General features: G+C 62.5%; 2 protein-coding genes. Both read left to right on the top strand.

Going from position 1 to position 645, the window contains the following annotated elements:
• Positions 1-222 (top strand): DUF6124 family protein (locus OK411_RS27000; protein WP_264365931.1); only part of this gene is annotated, 222 nt, incomplete at its 5' end.
• A gap of 211 nt (positions 223-433) precedes the next feature.
• Positions 434-645, top strand: a 212-nt coding sequence (locus tag OK411_RS26995; protein WP_264365930.1) for a hypothetical protein, incomplete at its 3' end; no start/stop codon positions are given.

The raw sequence follows: 645 nt of genomic DNA, 5'->3' as shown, positions 1-645 counted from the left end.
TTCAGCCCCCGCGCCATGTATGCCGTCACCGCCGACACCAAAAACGAAGACCTGCTGGCCAACGCCTGCGAAACCCTCGCCTCGGCCAAAACCATCGCCCAGGAATTCGCCGGGCTGGCGAAGCCATCGCAGCGCCGGACGCTCATGGGGATTGCGCAGTTGATCATGCTCGGGGAATTGGCGGTGAATCGGGTGCTGGATAATCTGGAATTGCCACAGTGAGGCAGGAAAGCTGAGCTGTTGGCCGTCCATTCTGGCCCCTTCGCGAGCAGGCTCGCTCCCACAGTTTGACCGCATTCCAAACGTGGGCCGGGCTGGTTCGCGACGACGACCGCTCGTCGGATACCACGGCGCACCTGTCAACTCTGACAGGTGCGCAATCCCGCCAACGCACGTTAACTCACTCCGTCACCTTTCCGTCGGAGTCGATGCCATGTCCAGCCCCAACAGCCCCCTGCTGCTCGCGGAACTCGTCATTCCTGGCCGCAGCAAGAACCCGGTGTCGACGGACCCCGACGTCTGGGGCATTAACATCGCCGCCGCGCTGGGCAACTTTCCGCTTCATGGCATGAAGTGCCAGGCCGGCCCGTGGGGGAACATGGCGTTTGGTGACAAGTTGACGATCTTATGGGGCACCGGGCAGAA

The sequence above is a fragment of the Pseudomonas sp. RG1 genome (genome assembly GCF_025910115.1).
Lineage (GTDB): Bacteria > Pseudomonadota > Gammaproteobacteria > Pseudomonadales > Pseudomonadaceae > Aquipseudomonas > Aquipseudomonas atacamensis.
Note: the sequence above shows the minus strand (reverse complement) of the source record. Positions and strands in the feature narration are given on the sequence as shown.